Origin of the sequence: Carnobacterium gallinarum DSM 4847, assembly GCF_000744375.1 — a bacterium.
Classification (GTDB): domain Bacteria; phylum Bacillota; class Bacilli; order Lactobacillales; family Carnobacteriaceae; genus Carnobacterium; species Carnobacterium gallinarum.
Window position 1 is genome coordinate 3,004,676 of sequence record NZ_JQLU01000005.1, and the last position, 20,203, is coordinate 3,024,878.

The following is a 20,203-nucleotide window of genomic DNA, read 5'->3' on the forward strand; positions in this document are numbered from 1 at the left end:
TAAATGTCAAATCAACCAACAGCAACATTAGAAGCACGTGATTTACAAGCAATTGATAAAGTGCTTTATGAGGCACCGAAAGAGGAGCTTGTCGCACGATTAATTTTTAACATTAAAACAGATATCCATCCAGGGGCAGAAACATATGGTTATAACGTAATGACCCGTAGTGGAGCAGCTAAAATCATTGCTAACGGAGCAGATGATCTTCCGCTAGTAGATACAGATTTACAAAGATTTCAACAACCTATTTATACAATTGCAGCAGGGATTAGAATTAGCGTTCAAGAATTACGTCAAGCGCAATTAGTAGGTCAATCTGTAGATGCAACTAAAACAGAAACAGCTCGACGTGCTATTGCCGAAAAAGAAAATAGTATTATTTTCACAGGTGATCCAAAAGTTAATGTTAAAGGGATCACTAATGCTGACGGTATTCAAGTTGTTAACGTTTCAAAAACATGGAAAACAGCAACAAGTGATGAAATTGTGGAACAAGTACGAACTACTCGGGCAAAAATTACCGTTATTCCAGGGTATCGTACAGCATCGCTTAAAATGCTAGTCTCTTCAACTCAATACGAAGAACTAAATCGTCGTTATAGCGATTTTGATTCACGTACAATCTTAAAAGTTATTGAAGAGAACCAATGGTTTGAGTCAATTATTCCTGTTTCTGATTTAGATAAAGCAGGTACAAATAAAACGGACTGCTTTATTATTATGGATACTCGTTCTTCAACTTGTGAAATTTTATTGCCAATGGATGTTGTACGTTTTGAACAAGAATGGGCTTATCCAAACTGGAAAGTACCATTTGAAGAGCGTTGCGGTGGTGCGTTAATCCGTACACCTTATGCAATTGTTCGAGCAGACGGAATTTAAAAACAAGGAGGGAAAACATATGTTAGTAAAAAATAAAGGAAAATATATTCGTCATTTTGGAAGTATTATGATTATTCCAGGAGGAAACGAATTGAACAAAGAACAGGAAAAAGAATTCTCAAAAGAAATGAAACAGCCGTTAAATGCTGTCTTATTAGATAAAGAAATATTTGTTGTAGGAGGGCTTGACGCTTCAAGTTTTATTGATTTAAATAAAGAGGAAGCCTTAGAACTAATCAGTGATACGTTTGATCTAGCTTTGTTAAGTAAATTTGCTGAGGATGAAAAAGGCAAAGGAAATAAGGCTCGTACATCTTTAATCAGTGCGATTGAAAATCAAATCGAATCAATTAAAAACCCTCCTGAAGACTCTGTTGTTAAAACGGAAGATTAGGAGGTTTTTAATATGTCTAAAACTACAGTTGATAAAGTAAAACTAACGGCCAAAGAAATAGTATCATTAAGTGATAGTGCAATAAGTCTTTTTATTGAAGATGCATTTTTAGATGTTCAAGAGCAAAATTTCCCATCAAATATTGAGGAAAAAGCAAATCGCTATTTAGCAGCACATTTGGCAATAATGAGTGATAAAAATGTCACTTCTGAAGCTGTAGGTTCATTAAAACGAGAATATAGTAGCAAGGATTCTAGTTTAAAAGGCCTTGAATTAACAGCATATGGTCAAGAATTTTTACGCTTAAAAAAAGAATATGTGCGGTCTGGAATAAGCTTGGTGGTGGTCTAATGAAAGTCACAAATGATTTTTCAGGTATGGAGCATGTGCAAAAAGAATTAGAAAAGCTAAACAACCAAAGCCTTCAAATTGGTGTGTTTGGCGAAGATGATTCTTTTATGGCTATGATTGCAGGTGTCAACGAATTCGGAATGACTATACATGCTAAAAAAAAATTCATGGTTATTCCGCTTAAAAAGAAATACGCCAAAGCGAGCCCAAGAAGTTTCGACTTATTTTTCATGAAAACTAAAGAAGGTCATGCATTTTTATGTAGAAATGTTGGCAAAGATAAAGTTGAATTCTGCTATATGCTAGTCAAGTCCGTAACAATTCCAGAACGTTCATTTTTAAGATCAACATTTGATGAAAAAGAAGAAGAGTGGCAAAAGTTCTTTTCAAAACAAATAGATGACTTGATAAAAAGCGCTAGCTCAGCTGATTCAATATACGAACGACTTGGAGCAAAGGCAGCTAGTGATGTTCAAAAGAAAATAAAAAGCATTTCTAGTCCATCTAATTCACCTACAACGGTAGCTTCTAAAGGGACTAATAACCCTTTAATTAATACTGGAAGATTAAGGCAGTCGGTTACTTGGAAGGTGGTTTAATCAATGAAAAGAATGCTATTTGCTTCAATTGTTGAAAATTACTCGGTTCCATTTCAACTTATAGTGCCAACAGACGAAAAAAGTGGTCATTATGAATTTGGTGAATGGGTTCGTGATGATAAACCGCCAGTTGATAAAAATGGAGCAATTCTTCCTATAAAAGATAGCTCTATTTTTAGAAGCGGTGGTACATTGACTGAGAACGATCGTCAGCTTTTTATTGCTGAAGCAATTCCTCTTAGTTCAATTGTAATTGATGGTCCTAACCAGTATAAAGTTGTTAGTGTTGATCCATTTTTAGAACATTATGCAGATGTGAACATTTATTACTTGAAGGCGGTGGATAAAATTGGAAAATACCTATGATTATAAAGAGCTAGTCAATTTTTTAATTGAATCAGTCCATTCGTTTTCAGGTAAGGAACTAATCGAAAGCAATACAATTGGAAACATTCCTGATTATCCATATTGTGCTTATACAATAATCTCTCCTTATATTCCTATCACGAGTGATATCGTCACTGGGGAGCAATTCGAGTGCGTTGTATCGTTGACATGGCATTGTTTATCTGGTTTAGAGGCATTAATGTTTGCCGGGAAAACAAACAAGTATTTTAAAACATTTGAGGTGCAAAGATTACTCGAGCAAAAGAAAATTGTTTTTGTTGGGGCATCTAGTAGCGGTCAGCGAGATAATTTTTTAAGTATTGAGTACGAACGATTGGCTGGATGTGATTTAAGATTTAGAGTAACAGATCAGTATCAAGACGATGTATTAGAAATAGAAAATATAGAATTATAGGAGGGAATAAAATAATGGTAGAAGCAATTACAGATGTAACAGTATCTATTAACGTTCAACAACCACAGCCAAAAATCGGTTTAGGTATTCCAGCTATTTTTACCACAGGAGTGGATCAAAGTTATAAGGAATACACTAGTTTAGATAGTTTGAAGAAAGACTTTGGTGAAGATACAGCTGTTTATAAAAAAGCCAAAGCGGTGTGGGCACAAGTAAATATGCCTAAAACAGTTGCAGTTATCACTTATAAAGCCAGTGTAGAAGGAGTAGAGCCTAAAGGTTCAAATAATATTGTTAAAGCAGCTGGAGACTTTTTCTTTGAAAATTGGCATTTTGCAGTGTTAAGTGAATTTGATTCAGCAGTTGCATTAGCATTAAGTAATTTTATTGAAGAAAAAAAGTTTAAATTTTTAGTGTTACAAGTGATAAAATCAAGTGATTTAACCCCATTCGCCAAGAATTCATTAACGATTGGTTTAGTTCATACGTTAGTAGAGGAGCAACTAGATGCGGCGTTAATTGGCAACACAGCGAACTTAACTGTAGGTTCCGTTACTTGGAAAGGACGACCAAACTTAATCGGAATTACAGCTCAAAAAATTACAGTTTCTGGACTTGAAGAAATTCATAGTGTTGGTGGTTTAGTTTATGTTGAAAAGGCAGGGATTTCACAAACATCAGAAGGTAAAACAATTTCTGGTGAGTTTATAGATGCATTACACGGGGATCATTGGATTAAATCAAATATTGAATCACGTTTACAACATTTACTATCTAGTACTGATAAAATCACATTTGATAGTAACGGGATTGCTTTACTTCGTAATGAATTAACGACTGTATTTGAAGAAGCATTTACAAATGGAATTATTGATGTTGTTGACGAAACTGGCAACGGCAACTATTCTATTACGGCATTACAACGTACGGATTTAGATGCTGGAGATATCGCAGCTAGAAATTACAAGGGACTTTCATTCACCTACAAACGTTCTGGAGCAATCCATTCTGTTGATGTTCGTGGAACGATTGAGGTCTAAAAAAGGAGGAATTTAAAAGATGGATGAAATGTTAACTTATGATGCCCGTGCGGTATCTGTAATCGTAGATAGTATTAACTTGTTTGGATTTGGCGATGGAGACATGGTTTCATGTTCTAAAGATGCCAATAATGCTGAGATTAAAACAGATGCACAAGGACAAGCGTCAGCTGCTATTAACAATGATAATTTAGGTACAATCAAAGTTGATTTAGCTCAAACGTCACCTTGTTATCCAAAGATGATGAAGATTGCGAATGAAAAGAAAATTGTTCCAGTTCGCGTTGTGAATGGAACTGAAGTAATCGGTGGTTCTAAAGCGATTGTTGAAAAATTACCAGATGCAGGATTTGGCAAGTCTGTAGGCACTCGATCATTTAGTTTTAAAGTATTAGATTACAAACATACAGTTGATTGAAGCACTCTTGATTGAGTGCTTTTTTATTTTTATTAAAAATTAGGAGGAATTCATAATGACAAAAAAAGACGAAACAATTAAAGCAGTGGAAGCTAAAAATGCAATTTCAGAAGTTGAGAAAAGACCTTTAAAAAAGTTTGGCAAACAAGAAACGATAGAGATTGAAGGTATTGAGTATACATTTCAGTTTCCAGGCATCCGCAAAGCTCAACAAATTTTAGATTCATCAAAAATGCTTAATGGGGTTATTAGTGATGAGGCATATAATCATCAATTAATGGAAACAGTAATTGTTGAGCCTAAAACTAATTGGGATTATTGGGATGAAAATAGTGGATATCGGGAGGTTATGGCATTAGCTGACAACTTTCTTGGAAGAATGTTCAACTAGTCCAGATAATCGATTAATTGAAAGGGAAGTCAATAAAGATTATGGTTATTGGCTTCCAGTGATTGCAGGAATTGCAACAAAAGAAGAAATAGCAGTTGCTACTGCTAATGAATTAGCAACATGGAACCAAGTTTCGATAGAAAAAATAAAACTTATGAGAGGTGGTTTGTGAGATGTCTGGAGCACTAAGAAAAACAGTTATTGAAATAGATTGGAAGATTAATAATGATGGTTTACGTCAAGCAAATACAGAAACCGAAAGATTAATTCAACAAGCCGGCAGAGCTGAACAATCGTATAGATTGACTGACTCTAGCATTGACTCAACTACTTCTTCATTAAGAACGATGAATGATACGACACGTGCGACAACGACTAATGTTGTTGAATTAGGTAGTCGTACGCGTTCTACATACAATGGAGCAAGAGACTCAATTAGAGATACTGCTCGTGAGTTAAATAGTCAGGACAGGGAGGTACAGGAGAGTACTCGAAATATCCGCTCATTTGGAAATATTGGTAGAACAGCATTAGCGCAAATTGGCCAAGGCGCAGAAACAGCTAAAAGTAAACTAGTTGCTATTGGTGATTCTTTAGATAACGTTAACTCTAAAATTCAAAATGGATTTAAAATGGTTGCGCTTGGTGCAGCAGTGGCAGGAGCGGGTTTATTAGCTGTTGGAACTTTTGCATTTAATGCAGCATCCAATACAAACGAATCATTGAATAAGGTAGAAGTTGCTTTCGATGACAATGCTAATGTGGTGAAAAAATGGTCTGAAACTACGCTAGATAAAATTGGGTTAGCAAAGGGTACTGCATTGGATTTAGCAGCAACTTTTGGAGATATGTCGACATCAATGGGATTTAATACTAGTGAAGCTGCTAAAATGTCAACAGGTATGGTTGATTTAGCTGGAGATTTAGCTTCATTTAAAAATATTGATATTAATAGAGCTTACACAGCACTAAATGGTGTATTTACAGGCGAAACAGAGGCTTTAAAATCACTAGGAATTGTAATGACACAGACGAATTTACAACAATTTGCTGTGAGTAGCGGAGCAATACAAAATGAGCAAGATAATTTAGCAGTTGAAAAAAGTTCGATTGCACGAGAAAAAGCACAAAAAACACTTAATACCGCTATCAATAAACATGGAGCTAATTCTCTTGAAGCAAGGGATGCGCAATTAAAATTGCAAGAAGTTGAAAAGGCGGCAAATGAAACAGCTGATGTTTCATTATCTAAACTATCACAAGAAGAACAGGTGCGTTTACGCTACAACTATGTATTGGATAAAACTAAAAATGCACAAGGTGATTTTGCAAACACAAGTGATCAAGCAGCCAATGCTACTCGTGTATTCACTGAATCCGTTAAAGAATTAGCAAGTGATGCAGGTCAAAATCTATTACCTATTTTTACACCGTTAATTGTGAAAGCTTCGGACTTTGTTAAAAATGCTGATTTTATTCCAGGATTATTTAAGAAAATTGGAGATGCGTCAAAACCAGCAATGGAAACTGCCAGTAAATACTTTGGTATCGCAAAAGATTATTTTGTTGATGAATTCATTCCGACTGCGGTTGCTGTTGGTGAAGCAATTGGACCGGGTATTGTTGAAGGTTTAAAAGCGACTGGAGATGTTATTTCTGGAGCTATGGAGAATGTAATTAAACCAGCGGTTTCCTTTGTTAAAGATTTTACAGATAAACATCCTGATAGAATGAAAAGTATTGGGAAATGGGCAGCTATTGGAATTGCTGGTTTATTTGGATTTAGTATAGTAAGTAAGCCGATTTACAATGCAACTACTAAAGTTCTAGGTTTAATCGCTATGTTGAAAAGAATTGGGCCTGCAAGTATACAAGCTGCACTTGAAACATCAGCATCCATGAATGTTATTGGGCAATCTAGCTCTGGAGCTTCAGCGACAAGCTCAATTGCAGGTACGGCAACAGCTCCGGTAACGGTTTCTAAATTTAGTAAATTAAAGAATTGGTTCATCCGTGGTGGTTCGAGTGGAGCCGCCGCTTCCGCTCCTACGACAGTGTCAGCCGTTGCGGCTAATACTGGAGTTATTGCCAAAGGGATGGGCGCTTTAAAAGGTATTGGAAAAGCTATTCCTGGTTTTGCCTACTTAGGTGCTGCAGTAAATTTAATTGGCACGAACAAAAAAAATGTAGGTGAAAAAGTTGGCGGTTCTGGCGGAATGCTCGCTGGGGCGGGTGTAGGAGCTGCGATAGGAACTGCAATTGCTCCAGGGATAGGTACCGTAATCGGTGGGGCTATCGGTTCTTTTGCTGGTTCGGAATTTGGTAAGAAATTTGGCAAATATATACAAAAAAATTGGAAATCAATTACTAAGTTTACTAGTAATTTATGGGATTCAGCAAAAGATAATGAGATGGTTGGTTGGTACTTTAAAGGCGTTGAAAAGGTAGCACAATCTACTGCAACTGGGATTGGAAAAATGTTCAAGGATCCTTTAGAGATTGAAATAGAAACGCAAGGTGTTAGCAAAAAAACAGCTAAATCTGTAACAGAATATCTAAAGCAAGATGAAGAGCTATCAGCCAAACGTGCTTTTGAGAATGTAAGTGGTACTGCTCAATCTGAAGAAGACTATAAAAAATCTGTTACTGTTCGTGATGAACAAAAGAAACAAATTTCTGGGAAAATAAATGATAAAAAAGATAAATCTCTATCAAATATAAGCCAATTATCTGATATGGGATATCTTGATGGTGAAACATCTAAAAGTGCAAATGAGTCTGCTAAAAAAACAGCTGAAACAAAAATAAGAGAAGTCGAGCAAACTAATAACGAGTTAAAGAGGTTAGAAGATTTAAGCTTTAATGAACAAATGGAAGTGACAAAAAAGTTTGAAGATCAGATAAATCAAATTAAGAAAAAAGCTAAAGAAGAGGGAAAAGAATTAACCAGTAGTCAACTTGACGAGATAACTTCACTTGAAAAGCAGGCTGCGGAAGAAAGAAAAGAAATTGGGAGAAAGTATGAAACGGATATAACTAATAATCAGCAGAAACAAAAAGAGCAGGCCATTGGAGCCTTATCTGAATCTGCAAAAGAACAAAAAATAATTTTAGGTAATTTACAAAATGAAGCGGGCACAATAAGTGCGAAACAAGCAGCGGATATTGTACAACAGTCTCTTAATGCAAAAGATGGTTCAATTAATGCAGCAAATGAAAAATTTGATAAAGCTAAGGCACTGTTAGACGAAGAGTTGTATGTTTCAGGCACAATAAATCAAGAGAAATATGACCAAGCAATTGAATTGGCAACAAAACAAAAAGAGGATTCTATTACACAAGCAACAGAAACTCATGAAGGGGTTGTAAATGAAGCTAAAAAACAAGCTGAAGGTCATATAGCACAAGTAGATTGGGAAACCGGAGAATCATTATCAAAATGGGATAGGTTTGTTGCTAATTTAGCACTTGTTGTAAATGGAATTACAGGTGGAATAAATGATGTATTGAAATTTTTAGGAATTCCTGAAATACCCACATGGACTCCGAAAGGTTATTTAAATAATACTACAATTTCAACCTATGGCCAACCAATATCAGGAAATATGGCTATGAATTATCAAGGACATCAGAATTTTAATGGCGGGAGTTCATTAGTAGGTGAAGAGGGGTTTGAATTAGCTTATGATAAATCAACTTCAACGGCCCGTATTTTAGGCGCTAACGGTCCAGAAATAGCCAATATTTCAGCTAATACAAAAATTTTAAATCATAATGATTCTAAAAAAGTTGTAAGTGGTGGTTTAGGAAAAGGATCTGTATTACCAGGTTTTGATAAAGGAAACTCTGGTATTGGTGAATTTTTAGGAAATGCAAAGGATAAAGTTGTTGATACGGCACAAAATATTGGTGGAGCTATTTCAGGAGCTGCAAAAACTGCCTATGATTGGTTAGCTGATCCAATTGGAAAAGTAACTGAATTAATTACTAAGAATAATAGTTTTAAAGAAGGTAAGACTATTGATGGTTTAGGTTATGGTGTAGTTTCCAAAATCGGTGAAGGTGCTAAAACTTGGATACAAGACAAATTAAGTAGCTTTAGTATTAGCCCGCCAGGTGAAGGTGCTGAACATTGGAGACCTCTTGTTACTAAATCACTAGTGGCAAATGGATTGCCTGCTAACGAAGCTTATATTAGCGCGTGGTTACGGCAGATTCAATCAGAAAGTGGTGGTAATGAAAAGGCGGTTCAAGGTGGTTATACAGATGTAAACACTTTAAGTGGTGATTTGGCTAAGGGCTTATTACAAACAATTTCTGCAACCTTTGGCGCTTATAAACATGCTGGTTATGACGATATTTTCAACGGTTACGATAATATGCTTGCTGCAATGAACTATGCTAAAAATCGCTATGGTGCTTCTACAATGCTAGGTGTCATTGGTCGTGGACACGGTTATAAAAATGGTGGACGCCCACCGATTAATAAATCTATCTTGGTTGGTGAGGATGGTCCAGAGGTTGTCGAAATGGATTCACCTGGCACTATTCATTCAAATAGTAGAACTAAAGAATTATTGAATAATCCAAAAGGTAACAACAAAGGCCAGACGATTAACTTTAGTCCAGTAATCAATATTTCATTAGGCAACAATTCAAGTGGAGTCAGTGAATCTCAGATCAAAAAAGCTGTAGATGAAGCTTTAGATAAAGCTTTTGAAACATTTAGACGTCAATTCGGAACAGGGGTGGCATATTAAAATGGCTAAGTTAGATGGAATCTATATTGTAAATGAAACGGATTCAGCAACATACTCAGTTAATGTGACTGAGTATCCAGTTGAAGAGGGTATGCCTATATCGGATGCGGTAATCAGAGTGCCAGAGACCTTTTCAATCTCTGGTTTTATTATTTCTAATAATGCTGAAGGAGATTTAAATAACCTAAAATCCAAAATGGGAAAAGGAACAATTTGTAAATACGTTGGACGAATGATTGCCAGCGATGTTCTTATCACAGATATTTCAGTTAGTTATGCAAAAGAAGTTAGGAATGGCTTAGGCATTACAGTTAGTCTTAAAAAAATTAGAGTTCCTAAAAGTCCATGGATAAAAAAAGTAACGCAACCTTCAAATTCGGGTAATAAACCTGTGATTTCAACAAGTAGTAAACTTTTTCATCTTGTAAGAGCAGGTGACACGTATTGGGGAGTTTCCCAAAAGTATGGAAAAAACCTTAATACTATTATGAATTATCCTGAAAATCCTTGGCCAGCTCGCGTAATTCCTATAGGAGTGAAAATTAGATATCAGTAAAAAGAGATTTAGAAAGGAGATCAACTAATGAAATATAACTCAATGATTAATTTCAGTGTGGAAGAGATTCCAGTTATTTTTGAAGTTAAGTTAGGCAATACTATTTATTTAATGGGAATAAACTATAACGATAAATATGACTACTTTAGTATTGATCTATACGAATTAGATAAAACCCCAATTATTTTAGCAGAAAAACTTATTTTAAATCAGCCCTTATTTGAAAATTTAGTTGATAAGCGTTTGCCAGCTCCAACTATCATCCCTTCAAATATTGCAGGCATTGAAACACGAGTTAGTAAATCAAATCTTGGTAAAACAGTGTTTCTTTATATCGATGATGGGGGTGAAGAGGATGGTTGATTTAGAAAAAAAACTATTAGATGTGCATTTTCAAGATGTTGGAGCAGGTAATTTTGTGATTTATAGACTAGACAATCTAGAGATTCATGTAGATATTCCATTTGATGATGATCCAACACCGAATGAATGTGCTGTCAGTATTTTCAACTTGAGCCAATCTTCCGTTAGTAAAATAAAAAAAGGCATTAATATGTCAGTTTTTGCAGGAACCCCAAAAGATTGGGGCGCTTTGTTAGAAGGAGCTGTGGCCAAAGTTGAAACAAAAGTAAATGGACCCACAAAAGAAACAATTATTACACTTGTAGATTACTTTAATTTCAATTCAAAACCTACTAATATAACCTTTTCAAATGATACTAGAGCTTCAACAATATTAAATCGTTTATGTAGTGAGCTAGGTACTGCACCAGCTGTATTGGAATTGCCCGAAGATAAAATTTACACTAGTGGGTATAAGGTGAGTGGAACTATTAGTGATGCTTTTAATGAAATTATTGCTGATTGTAAAGCTTCTATGTATATCCGAAGAGGTCGTATTTATATCCGTGATTTAAAAAAAGGTGATGATGAACGCTTTAAGTTAAGTAGTGCAACTGGCTTAATCGGGTCGCCTGAACGAGTAGAAACTGAAGATTACAAAGGATACAACATCCGATGCATATTACAACATAAAATAAGTACCGCAAGTATCATTGAATTAGATACTAAAAATGTAAAAGGAACCTTTAGAGCTAAGTCAGGTAGGCATAGATTCGATGGATCTTCTTTTACTACAGAAGTGTTGGTGATTGAGTGAGTAATGCTAGTATGTTTTTTGAAGAATACAAAAGAAATATTTTGCAAAGTATCAACACATGCAGTCTAGGTAGGATAGTTTCTATAAATGGAAATAAGGCAAATGTTCAACCGCTTTTTATGATGAAAACTGAATCTGGAAAATTGTTAAAACAAACAATAATTAATGGTGTACCAATTACGAAGCATTGTATTGATGATGCAACTGTTGGGGCTACAGTGGTCTATATTGCGGCTCAACGGTCAATAGCAAATATGAATGGTAGTAATTTTATCGATCCAGCAGCACATTCTCTAATGAGTGATAATGATGCAATTATTTTGGGGGTGTTGTGATGAAGAGTATTTTATTAACCAGTGATGGAGATATTAGTATTAGCAGTGGCTTGTTTTCCCTGATTAATCTGGAAGAGGAAGTGCGTCAATCTATTCAATCGCTATTAAAAATTCGATTGGGTGAATTTTATTTAGATGAGCATGTTGGGTTGGATAGATCAAATTTATTAGGTAAAGAGTTTAACGCTGATGAGGCTAGGGACAATTTAATAGAATGTATATCTCAAGATGACCGAGTAGAAGTTGTTAATGATTTAAGAATACAAGTTCAAGGTAGACTAATGTCTATTACGTTTGAAGCTAAACTAGTTTCTACTGAATATGAAATTGATTCAACAGTGACAGGGGAGGTACAATTAAATGTTTAACGAGAAAGGTTTAAAAATATTAACTTATTCTGAACTACTAGATGAAATGGAACTCAAGGCTAAAGACCTATTTGGTGAAGATATTAATACTAGAAGTTATACACCACTTGGTATTATTCTTAGAATTTATGCTTATTTTTTATCCATTATTTGGCAAATAATTGAAAAGGTATACTTTTCAGGATTTATTAAATCAAGTGAAGGGATTCAACTTGATCGTCATGGAGGCAATAGAAATATTCCAAGAAATGCTGAGAAAGAAAGCACTGTTTTTTTGAATATAACAGGAACATCGGGTTATGAACTTAAAATCGGTTCTTTTTTTGAAACAGCCAGTGGGATTCGTTTTTTTACTATTGAAACAGCAATTTTAGATAGCAAGGGTATTGCAAACGTCGAAGCGATTTCTTTCAGTAAAGGAGCAATTAACAATGTGCCAGCAAATTCAATTACAGTTATTAGTGAACCAATTGAGCAACTTTTATCTGTAAACAACTTAAAAGAAGCAACAGGCGGAATTGATGAAGAAAGTGACCTAGCATATCGTCAACGTCTAATAAAAGGAAACTTAGCACAGAATAATGCCACTGTAGATGCGATTATTTCAAAGGTAAGTAATGTTTCAGGTGTTGTGAGCGTTCAAGTGAATGTTAATAATACAATGACTGAAAAAAATGGAATTCCACCTAAAACAGTAAACATTTTAGCTGTTGGCGGTAATGACTCTGATATTGGAAAAATGATCTTTAATACTATTGGTGCAGGTGTTGGTACTGTTGGTGAAACGAAATATATTGCTACAGCATTAGATGGTAATAAACACGAGATTAATTTTAGTAAAGCTACTACCAAATTAGTTTATATGAAAATTGAAATCGAATCATCCAACCTATTTCCATTAGATGGAATTCAAAAAATGAAAGATTCGATTATTGAATTCATTGGTGGAAGTGATTCTAATGAAAAATATCATAATGGATTAGGACTATTAGAAACACTAGTTTATACAAAATTATTCCGTCAAATATACGAGATTCCAGGTGTATTAAATTCAACTGTGAGAATCGGATTGAATCAAAATAATCTAACAAGTTCTGATATTCTAGCACCATCTAAAGCTATTTTAATTACTTCTATAGAAGCAATTGAGGTGATTGTTCATGCTCAATAAGATGTTAAGCATGATTCCAGATGCTTTTGCAAAAACTAAAGAATCTAATTTTGGAAAATTGTTCGTCCTATTAAATCAACAAGTTACTGATGTGAGTTCCACGGCAGAACAGATTGAGAGTTGGCGCTCAATTAATAAAGCAGAAGGCGTAGTACTTGATAAAATTGGTAGTGATCTAGAACAATATCGGGGATTAGCAGATGATGAGATTTATCGTTTATTGATTAAGTCACGCATTATCCGAGCACAAAGTTCGGGTACTTTTGATGATATTATTCAAGCAATTTGCGCAACGGTTAACTGTAAAGCGACTGATATTAGCATTATTGCCGCTGTCGAAAGCGAAGATAGCAATTTAAATAGTGATCCACTAGCGGTCGTTATTGAACGAATACCGTTAGGGGCTCTTAATGCTATAGGTATGAATGTTGGTACTTTCACTAAAATTGTTGAACATTCAGTTGTCGCAGGTGTTCGTGTGGTTTCAATAAATTTAGAAGGGACGTTTGAATTTAGTGAAAACTACAATGATTATAGCGAAATACAAGGATTTGCTAATGATGAAGGAACAGTCGGTGGATTTTTCGGCGATACGTATCTAGATGATGGAGTAGACTTACCGATTTAAATTTGAAAGGAGATATAACAATATGGTTTTAAAAAATAATATTCCTGAATGGAAAAATGAAGGAATTGAGCCTTCAGAGAATCTTAAAGTAGAAGGACATAAGGCAGGAGTTAAACCTCCAGCATCTTTATTTAACTGGTTCTGGTATAGAGTATCCGAACTTATGAAAGAGGTTAAAGAGCGTGTTTATACGAAAGATGAAACGTATACTCAAGATGAAGTTAACAGTGAACTAGAAAAAAAGGCAGAAAAGAGTTTATTTGAGAACCATACAAGTAATAAAAATAACCCACATGGTGTTGATAAAATACAAGTAGGTTTAAACAATGTAGACAATATTAAACAGGCAACTAAAATGGAATTTGATTCGCATAGTAATAACAAATCCAACCCGCATGCCATATCGAAGGTACAGATTGGGTTAAGCAATGTAGACAATATCCAACAAGCTACTAAAATAGAATTCAAGGCTCATAACGCGGATACAACGAAGCATATTACTTCTATTGAACGAAGCAATTGGAATAGTAAGGCTACAGGAAACCATGCTCACAACTTTAGTGAAATTAATAATGTTCCAAGTGCTTCAACAGCTCTATCAGGAATTACAAAATTAACTGATTCAGTATCTAGTACAGATATCGTCACTGCTGCAACTCCAAAGTCTGTAAAAATTGCCTATGATACAGCAAAAGCATGTAAAGCAGCCTTGACCGCGCATATTGTTAATAAATCAAATCCCCATAATGTGACATCGGAACAAATAAATACTTTGCCTATTTATTCTAAAAAATCTACTGATGATCCCTCTCAATATCCTATGGGATTAAGTCAAGTCATGGTACAAGCTGCACAAGGATGGGATAGTTATGGTCAGGTTGTTACGTTTAAGTCTTACAGTTCTTCAGATGGTGGTGCTTATCAGCAGTATGTTCCTTATGATTCAAGTATGGGTGGGACAAAAATAAAATTTAGAATTGGTTCATATATCGGTGGAACAAATCCTGGTCGTGGTGGCTGGTCAGAATGGCAGAGTTATACGACAATAACTGATTTTGAAAATCATACGAGCAATAAAAATAACCCACATAGTGTAGACAAAATCCAAGTAGGACTTTCAAATGTCGATAATAGTAAACAGGCTACAAAGATAGAATTTGATAGTCACGTTACTAGTAAGACCAACCCACATTCGGTTACGAAGGTGCAGGTTGGACTAAGTAATGTTGATAATATTCAGCAGGCAACAAAAGCGGAATTTAATTCTCACAATACAGATACTACTAAACACATTACAGATACCGAGAGAATCAATTGGAATAGTAAAGCTACTGGAGATCATAGTCATAATTTTAGTGAAATAAAAAATGTGCCATCTGCTTCATCATCTATTTCAGGAATTACAAGGCTTGTTGATTCAGTTGTAAGTTCAGATATTTCATCCGCAGCTACTCCAAAATCAGTTAAAAGTGCGTACGATGCTGCAAAATACAGTGAAGCGCAGTTAAATACACATTCATTAGATAAAGACAATCCACATAGTGTTACCAAAGCGCAAGTCGGAATGAGTAACGTTGATAACGTTCAGCAAGCAACAAAAGTTGAGTTTACAGCGCATTCAACTAACAAATCCAATCCTCATGCTGTAACTAAAGCACAGGTTGGACTAAGTAATGTCGATAACAGTCAACAAGCAACTAAAGTAGAATTTACAGCACATATATCAAATGTTTCGAATCCTCATTCAGTCACGAAGGAGCAAGTAGGTCTTTCGAATGTTGATAATAGTCAACAAGCAACCAAAGTGGAGTTTAATTCACACGCTATGGATACTACTAAACACATTACTGCAGCAGAACGAAATAGTTGGAACGCTAAACAACCTGCGGTTACTGATACAGGCTGGGTTAATTTGGTTATGCAAAATGGATATACTGCATTAACTGCAAATCCATTAAAAATTAGAAAAATAGGGAATATTGTTCATCTTTGTGGAATGATAAATGCTCCAGGTTCTACAAATGGAAAAACAATTGCACTAATCCCTGCTATGTTCAGACCTTCTCAAGATGAAAATATAGATGCTATACTAGCTTATAATAATGCAGGAACTCAGTATGCCTCTTTTGTTACAGGACCTTCTATGGATTTAACTTGCATATATTCAACGATGAATAGTAATATAGTTGCGTTTAATGGAACATGGTTTGTTGGATAATAAATAGTAGAAAGTAGGTGGGGAATTGGTAGATGGTGAAGAACAATTATGGAGAGATATCCTTGTTAAATTAGCTCGCATCGAGGAACAAACTAAAGGACTTGATGAATTAACAAGGGATGTGAGCCGGGCTTTAGCAATATCAAAAGAAAATCAAAAAGCAATTGTAGAAATGAAAGCGAACAATAAATGGGCATGGGGATTTATCATCACCATTGGCATTTCATTTATTACTTATTTCATTACAAAATTATAATTGAAAGGAGGTGATTTGATGAAAGTAAATTGGAAAGTCCGTTTTAAATCAAAAGCATTTTGGGTTGCAATTGTGCCAGCCTTCTTATTGTTAATTCAATTATTGTTAAAGCCTCTGGGATTTAATTTAGACATTGATTTTCTAGGTGGTTATTTCTTAGATGTTGTTAATGCAGTATTTGTATTACTTACAATTTTAGGAGTTGTGAATGATCCAACTGTTTTTGGTTTTAAAGACAGCGAGCAGGCGTTAAATTATGAAGAACCTAAAAAAGACTAGCTCCCGAATTAATTTGGGAGCTATTTTTTATATCAAAAAAAGGAGAGTGTATAGATGAATGGATTTGAACTAGTTTTAACAATTATTAGTAACATGCATTTAGTGATTGCTACAATTACAATTTTAGTGATTCAAGCAATAAAAATGATGGAAAAGGTTGATACAAAATTATTGCCGATTTTATCGTTAGTGACTGGTGGACTTATCGGTGCGATTGTTAGTATTGCTGGAAACGCTGATTTCACGCAATCGATTGCCCTTGGGATCATTAGTGGAGCAATTGCCAGCGGTATATTTGATGCATTATCGGCATCGAATAATTTATTGGGAAATTGGATTAAAAAAAATAGCACAATTGGAAAGGATGATAAATAATGTTGCCAATTCAAAGACAAATTTCAAGATTTAATTTCAACACAGGGAATAACATTCAAAAAATTGTTATTCACGATGTAGGTACAGTGTCTACCCCAAAAAATAATGCTGATTATTTTGGTGGGGGTGATAGACAAGCTTCGGCACATTATTTTGTTGATGGTTTTTCAATCTATCAAGTAGTAGAAGATTCAAATTGTGCTTGGCATGTTGGGGATGGATCTGGTAAGTACGGAATTAGAAATAATAACTCAATCGGAATTGAGCAATGCTTGCAGGGTGATGGAACTATTTCAGAGAAAACAAAAGTCAACACATTAGAATTAACGAAATATTTGCAAAAAAAATATGGTATTTCTGATGCGAATGTAGTGCGACATTATGACGCATCTCGCAAGATTTGTCCACGTGCTTACTCCGGGAATAATTGGGCTTTGTGGTGGAACTTTAAAGAGCGCTTAACAGGAACAGTTTTAACATCACCAACTACACCTGTTGGTCAAATCAGAGTTGGTTCGCAAGTGACAGTTGCAAAACATGCATCTGCATATGCACCAAATTTGAATGGAAAACAAGTTGCTATCGCTAGTTTTGTACGCGGTAGTACCTATAAAGTTTTAGAAATTGCGAATGTTAATTTCAGTAATTCAAAACGAAAATTTTTACTAGACGGGATCATGTCATGGGTACTTGAACAAGATATTATCGGTGGGCAATCGTTACCAAATCCAAATCAAGAAAAACCGACACCAGCACCAAATGGTTTTTCTTATGAAAAACTTGAATCTGGATTTATGTATTCCACTGAAGATAACTGGGTTAAAAGAACGCCAACTAAGAATGCGCCAATTTTGGAATGGCACAAAAATGGTAATAGTCCAATTAGATATCATAAAATTGTCTGGAACGATGGATTGGTTTGGTTGCAATTAGATTATTGGGCAGGCGGTCAAGCGTATGTTGCTTATGCAGATGCAGGTCCTAACAATACTTTTGGTCGCAAGTACGGTTACTGTGAATAAAAATAGCCCACTTTAATTAGTGGGTATACATACTAATTAATAAGTTTTAATATTTAAACATATGTGAGATAGAAACCAGTTTAATTAATTGACGAGAACGTATGTTCTGTGATATAGTATAAGTACCTCTAAAAGGTTATATAAGTTAATTGGGATAAAAATATATCTTGTATTTTTATCTCTAATTTGATTTAATTAAATTAACTTATATAATAAATATTATGTGATTAGGGGGAATGAATATGAATTTAGAAGACGTGAAAAATATTGTTAATAATGTTGACCTTGAATTTGCTGGTTCTGTAGTGGTTAAGTTCGTTCAGAAAACGAGACATGGATATGAAGTATACACGCCAGGAATCGCAAGAGATATTAAAAGGGTATTAAAAGATATCTACTTGGAAACATTAGATAGTCGAAATGTTAATATGCCGCAACAAGATTATAATCCCAATGTAAGTGAAGATGGATATATAACCTTTGCGCCATTAGAAACTGCTCAAATGGATATAGCTATTGAACAGATTCATCTTGAAGATAATCAACACGGGGATATTGACGATATAAAAATTGAAAATATTAATTTTTATTGTATAGAATTTTGTCACAATAATGAGACAGTGTATTTCTTTAGAAAATTTTCTAAAATGAAAAAATTAAGAAAAGGTGTAGTCGGGATGATTGTAGATAATCAGTTTACTCGTATGCAGAATGAACATTTTTTAGGAATTGATTGTGAAGTAGATATTATTGTATATAATGAAGAGGCATTAATTATTAATAGGTATGCTCTTCAAACTATTTTCAATTTAAGTGATTACTTTATAGAGAGAGCGAATCAAGCTTTTGGAATCGTAGAAAATGCAGAGGTAATTAATAATTTCAGCGAGTTTAGAAACCATTGTTTAGGTGATATGAAGGCGACACAAAGAATGACGAAAATAATGAATACTCCTAACAGGATAGCCGAATTTATTGCGCATAAAGACAACTTGCCTGGTGTAATAGCAGATGCTAACTTAGATATTGAATTGGATGGCGATGGTAAGATAATATATGTTAACGATAGAGAAATTAGAAGTCAAATAATATTTTGCATGGCAGATGCATATTATCTTTCCTTATTATTAGGTAGAGTTGGAGAAGATGTAGCTCAGTAACAGTGTAGTATTAAATTTAAAAAGGGGGTAAATGAGGATGAGAACTTTTAGAAAAGCTATATTTTATTTGTCTTCATTTATTCCGTTATATCTACTTTTAATCATACAAAATATTAAGATCAGAAACACTAATGACGAGATATTACCATTGAATGAAATTATTAAAGAAAATATTTTTAAACAAACCTCAATTACAATTTTTTGGTTTGGGTTATTTATTCTTATTCTTTTATCTGTTACAGGGATTGTATTGTTTTTTATTGCCTATGGAAAGGCAGATGGGGTAATTGGTGAGCTAAGCGGAGTTGATTTTGTTAGAGAAGATACTATGGGTTATATAGTAACTTATATTGTACCTTTATTATCAATGGATATCTCTAGTCCAAGAAGCCTGTTAATAAATTTTATTCTATTTATAACAATTGGGACGTTTTATGTTAAAAATGACCAATTATTTATGAATCCTTTGTATAATCTACTTGGTTATAATGTTTTTTCAGCAAATAGATGCATTTATATAACGAAGCTAAATAGTAGCCAATTAAGAACAATATCTAAAAATAAAGATAAAGTTAATAAAAAGAACATTGTTGGTGATATTTACATTGTCGAAAAAATAGAAAATCATTAAAAAGCATCTCATTCCTAATCGGTTTGAGATGCTTTTTCTTTTTTACCAGTTGCTGCCTCCATACCCTCACGAGTCACTACTAGTTGTTTGCCAAATTTTCGTATAGAACCTGCTGGGAACTTATCAGGATATTTGCGATACATTTGTCTTACATAATCCTCCGCTTTACCCCAACGCTCAGCAGCTTCTTTTGAATCCATAATATCTTTTGAATTAAGATCAATCATTTAATTTCCTCCTTATTTAATAAACAAATTCACGATAGTTAACACGATAGTAATCACGTTCAAAACAATTAAGATTTTTATTAAACGTTCGTTTTTGTCTGACATGTATTCCACTTCCTTTCGTTTGAAAGTCATGATATAATAGAAGAAAGAATATTAAGTTAGGGGATTTTCACCC

26 protein-coding genes are annotated in these 20,203 nt (G+C 34.4%); 25 read left to right on the forward strand and 1 reads right to left on the reverse strand.

From position 1 onward, the window contains the following. Window positions 1-3 precede the first annotated feature (3 nt). The 25 genes from BR43_RS18685 (at window position 4) to BR43_RS18805 (ending at window position 19,798) form a co-directional block, all read left to right on the forward strand. Window positions 4-885, forward strand: coding sequence for a DUF2184 domain-containing protein (locus BR43_RS18685; RefSeq protein ID WP_034564785.1), 882 nt, complete (start codon window positions 4-6; stop codon window positions 883-885). A 19-nt stretch (window positions 886-904) separates the two neighbouring features. Continuing rightward, window positions 905-1,279 carry a hypothetical protein gene (locus tag BR43_RS18690; RefSeq protein ID WP_034564787.1) on the forward strand — a complete coding sequence of 125 codons (375 nt, stop codon included), beginning with the start codon at window positions 905-907 and terminating at the stop codon, window positions 1,277-1,279. Window positions 1,280-1,291: 12 nt separating this feature from the next. Continuing rightward, complete coding sequence (locus BR43_RS18695) at window positions 1,292-1,630, forward strand: DUF4054 domain-containing protein (protein WP_034564790.1); 339 nt, start codon at window positions 1,292-1,294, stop codon at window positions 1,628-1,630. After that, complete coding sequence (locus tag BR43_RS18700; protein WP_034564792.1) at window positions 1,630-2,229, forward strand: hypothetical protein; 600 nt, start codon at window positions 1,630-1,632, stop codon at window positions 2,227-2,229. The genes BR43_RS18695 and BR43_RS18700 overlap by 1 nt, the downstream gene beginning before the upstream one ends. A 3-nt stretch (window positions 2,230-2,232) precedes the next feature. Beyond that, the gene (locus BR43_RS18705; RefSeq protein ID WP_034564794.1) at window positions 2,233-2,595 is read left to right on the forward strand and encodes a hypothetical protein; all 363 of its coding nucleotides are present in this window, start codon (window positions 2,233-2,235) and stop codon (window positions 2,593-2,595) included. After that, window positions 2,579-3,031 carry a phage neck terminator protein gene (locus tag BR43_RS18710; RefSeq protein WP_034564796.1) on the forward strand — a complete coding sequence of 151 codons (453 nt, stop codon included), beginning with the start codon at window positions 2,579-2,581 and terminating at the stop codon, window positions 3,029-3,031. The genes BR43_RS18705 and BR43_RS18710 overlap by 17 nt, the downstream gene beginning before the upstream one ends. Window positions 3,032-3,045: 14 nt before the next feature. Further along, window positions 3,046-4,071 carry a DUF3383 family protein gene (locus BR43_RS18715; RefSeq protein ID WP_034564797.1) on the forward strand — a complete coding sequence of 342 codons (1,026 nt, stop codon included), beginning with the start codon at window positions 3,046-3,048 and terminating at the stop codon, window positions 4,069-4,071. Window positions 4,072-4,090: 19 nt separating this feature from the next. After that, entirely contained in the window at window positions 4,091-4,489 is a 399-nt protein-coding gene (locus BR43_RS18720; protein WP_034564799.1) for a phage structural protein, read from the forward strand. A 55-nt stretch (window positions 4,490-4,544) separates the two neighbouring features. Then, entirely contained in the window at window positions 4,545-4,880 is a 336-nt protein-coding gene (locus BR43_RS18725) for a hypothetical protein (RefSeq protein WP_051934038.1), read from the forward strand. Continuing rightward, window positions 4,861-5,052 carry a hypothetical protein gene (locus tag BR43_RS18730; protein WP_034564802.1) on the forward strand — a complete coding sequence of 64 codons (192 nt, stop codon included), beginning with the start codon at window positions 4,861-4,863 and terminating at the stop codon, window positions 5,050-5,052. The genes BR43_RS18725 and BR43_RS18730 overlap by 20 nt, the downstream gene beginning before the upstream one ends. A gap of 1 nt (window position 5,053) precedes the next feature. Next, entirely contained in the window at window positions 5,054-9,640 is a 4,587-nt protein-coding gene (locus BR43_RS18735) for a lytic transglycosylase domain-containing protein (RefSeq protein ID WP_034564805.1), read from the forward strand. Between the two features lies 1 nt (window position 9,641). After that, a complete protein-coding gene (locus tag BR43_RS18740) occupies window positions 9,642-10,196 on the forward strand; it encodes a LysM peptidoglycan-binding domain-containing protein (RefSeq protein WP_034564807.1) in 555 nt (184 codons plus the stop codon). 27 nt (window positions 10,197-10,223) lie between these two features. Further along, window positions 10,224-10,559 (forward strand): phage baseplate plug family protein, encoded by a 336-nt coding sequence (locus tag BR43_RS18745; RefSeq protein WP_034564809.1) that lies wholly within the window; start codon window positions 10,224-10,226, stop codon window positions 10,557-10,559. Continuing rightward, the gene (locus tag BR43_RS18750; RefSeq protein ID WP_034564811.1) at window positions 10,552-11,355 is read left to right on the forward strand and encodes a phage protein; all 804 of its coding nucleotides are present in this window, start codon (window positions 10,552-10,554) and stop codon (window positions 11,353-11,355) included. Before BR43_RS18745 ends, BR43_RS18750 begins: the two co-directional genes overlap by 8 nt. Before the next feature lie 119 nt (window positions 11,356-11,474). Then, window positions 11,475-11,690: a hypothetical protein gene (locus BR43_RS20260; RefSeq protein WP_169741079.1), complete on the forward strand. Its 216-nt coding sequence runs from the start codon at window positions 11,475-11,477 to the stop codon at window positions 11,688-11,690. After that, window positions 11,690-12,058 carry a contractile injection system sheath initiator gene (locus tag BR43_RS18760; protein WP_051934039.1) on the forward strand — a complete coding sequence of 123 codons (369 nt, stop codon included), beginning with the start codon at window positions 11,690-11,692 and terminating at the stop codon, window positions 12,056-12,058. The genes BR43_RS20260 and BR43_RS18760 overlap by 1 nt, the downstream gene beginning before the upstream one ends. Beyond that, a complete protein-coding gene (locus BR43_RS18765) occupies window positions 12,051-13,229 on the forward strand; it encodes a baseplate J/gp47 family protein (protein WP_034564816.1) in 1,179 nt (392 codons plus the stop codon). Before BR43_RS18760 ends, BR43_RS18765 begins: the two co-directional genes overlap by 8 nt. Next, complete coding sequence (locus tag BR43_RS18770; RefSeq protein WP_034564818.1) at window positions 13,219-13,857, forward strand: hypothetical protein; 639 nt, start codon at window positions 13,219-13,221, stop codon at window positions 13,855-13,857. The genes BR43_RS18765 and BR43_RS18770 overlap by 11 nt, the downstream gene beginning before the upstream one ends. A 22-nt stretch (window positions 13,858-13,879) precedes the next feature. Next, on the forward strand, window positions 13,880-16,075 hold the full coding sequence (locus BR43_RS18775) for a phage tail protein (protein ID WP_034564819.1): 2,196 nt from the start codon (window positions 13,880-13,882) through the stop codon (window positions 16,073-16,075). Window positions 16,076-16,100: 25 nt separating this feature from the next. Then, window positions 16,101-16,331 carry a hemolysin XhlA family protein gene (locus BR43_RS18780; RefSeq protein ID WP_015076498.1) on the forward strand — a complete coding sequence of 77 codons (231 nt, stop codon included), beginning with the start codon at window positions 16,101-16,103 and terminating at the stop codon, window positions 16,329-16,331. An 18-nt stretch (window positions 16,332-16,349) separates the two neighbouring features. Continuing rightward, a complete protein-coding gene (locus tag BR43_RS18785) occupies window positions 16,350-16,610 on the forward strand; it encodes a phage holin (protein WP_034564825.1) in 261 nt (86 codons plus the stop codon). Window positions 16,611-16,664: 54 nt separating this feature from the next. After that, on the forward strand, window positions 16,665-16,985 hold the full coding sequence (locus BR43_RS18790) for a holin (protein WP_034564827.1): 321 nt from the start codon (window positions 16,665-16,667) through the stop codon (window positions 16,983-16,985). Next, a complete protein-coding gene (locus BR43_RS20775) occupies window positions 16,985-18,007 on the forward strand; it encodes a peptidoglycan recognition protein family protein (protein ID WP_051934040.1) in 1,023 nt (340 codons plus the stop codon). Before BR43_RS18790 ends, BR43_RS20775 begins: the two co-directional genes overlap by 1 nt. Window positions 18,008-18,249: 242 nt before the next feature. Further along, window positions 18,250-19,167 (forward strand): Kiwa anti-phage protein KwaB-like domain-containing protein, encoded by a 918-nt coding sequence (locus BR43_RS18800; protein ID WP_034564829.1) that lies wholly within the window; start codon window positions 18,250-18,252, stop codon window positions 19,165-19,167. Window positions 19,168-19,204: 37 nt separating this feature from the next. After that, window positions 19,205-19,798 carry a hypothetical protein gene (locus BR43_RS18805; protein WP_034564830.1) on the forward strand — a complete coding sequence of 198 codons (594 nt, stop codon included), beginning with the start codon at window positions 19,205-19,207 and terminating at the stop codon, window positions 19,796-19,798. 14 nt (window positions 19,799-19,812) lie between these two features. On the opposite strand, the gene BR43_RS18810 is transcribed toward BR43_RS18805, so the two are convergent. Further along, window positions 19,813-20,025: a helix-turn-helix domain-containing protein gene (locus BR43_RS18810; protein ID WP_034564832.1), complete on the reverse strand. Its 213-nt coding sequence runs from the start codon at window positions 20,023-20,025 to the stop codon at window positions 19,813-19,815. Window positions 20,026-20,203: the final 178 nt, after the last annotated feature.